This window comes from Saccharopolyspora sp. NPDC000995 (assembly GCF_053599315.1).
Genome location: NZ_JBSFLZ010000334.1, coordinates 1 through 1,391 on the forward strand (window position 1 = coordinate 1; position 1,391 = coordinate 1,391).

Below are 1,391 nucleotides of genomic sequence, written 5' to 3' on the forward strand. Positions count from 1 at the left end.
CGGCTCCACCTGTAAGTCGTGTTCTTTGGTAGGAAAACGATCTTACTGGTCGGGGCCGTTGCCCTATTGCCCGGTATTCAAACCGCCAGAATAATACTCTTTGATATTTATTGAAATTGCGGCACATTCGACAACCCATCACTCCTTGGGGGAGGACACGTGGCCCTCGTTGGCCGCTGGCAACTGCACCCGCTGCACCTCTACCTCGTCCGCAGCTACCTCGAACTCGAAGACCTCACGCTGCCGCTGGAAGGACCGGCCTACGGCCGCACCATGCAGCAGCTCGGCGAGGTCGCCCAGCGCGAGGCCGGCACCATGGCGGAACTGGGCATCCTGGTGAACAACGAGGTCGACCCGGACCTTGCGCAGGCGTTGAAGGTGCTCACAAAGCCGTACCTGTGGGTCGACTCGCTCTGGTTCCCGGACTTCGCCAGCGACGCGGCCTGGCGCACGGTCGCCGCGTTGACCGAAGGCGACCGGGTGGTGCTCGGCGTGCAGGGGCCAGGGGAGACCGACCGGTTCGGTGGCCCGCTCACCGTCGAGGTGCACGAGAAGATGCAGCTCTCCCAAGCGGTTCTGCCGACGCTGCCGCCTGCGCCACCGGGCAGCCGCCCCGCGGTGCGGGTGCCGGCCAGCTCCCTCGACTCGGCCCCGCAGGCCGAGGAGATGCCGGACAGCATGATGCAAGAGGTGGCGCAGTCGCGCGGCAGCAGTGGTGACCAGCAGGTTGCCGCGTACAACGAGATCGGGAACGCGGTGCACGTGCGCGGCGGCCAGATCGCGGCGAACATGCGCGACCCGCACGGCCGGGTCCGCCGGTCGCCGGTGGTGCGCTGGTTCGACAACGACGGGCCCGACGGCCGTTACCTCGACCACACCGAACGCGGCTCCACCGGCGAGCAGATGTTCGTGCTCACCCCCGCCGACGCGGTTCAGATCCGCAGCGGCATCGACCGGCTGATCGCCGCCGTGCGCTGAACCCTGTCAGAGAACACAAGAAACCCCCTCCCAGCCGAAGCTGGGAGGGGGTCTTTTTTGTTTCACGCAGGGGTAAATAGCGCTCTGCGACAGTTTCCATAACGAAAACTCACCTGTTAGGACCACGCCCACGCATTCGCGTCCCAGCTGCGTGCAACAGTTTGCTAACGACGTGGGCGGGGTATCCATGTTCGTTGACAAGGGCTTTAATGGTAACCGTGGAATGCCTTTCGTATTGATGCTTTAAATCTACGGCAAGTCGCATTTCGGATTGGCTATATTTTTTCTTATTCCGGTCACCGCGTGGACGTAATGGCTTCCTAGTACGGCAGCAGCCATTTGGTTTTTGACCTGCGGGAACGTGTGGTTGGGGGCTGCATTCGATGTAGGGCAGCCGCCTGTTAATCATGTGT

Annotated in this window: 1 protein-coding gene; it reads left to right on the plus strand. The window is 62.7% G+C overall.

Going from position 1 to position 1,391, the window contains the following annotated elements:
• Positions 1-159 precede the first annotated feature (159 nt).
• On the plus strand, positions 160-978 hold the full coding sequence (locus tag ACWDKQ_RS36165; protein WP_450143240.1) for an ESX secretion-associated protein EspG: 819 nt from the start codon (positions 160-162) through the stop codon (positions 976-978).
• The last annotated feature ends 413 nt before the right edge of the window (positions 979-1,391 follow it).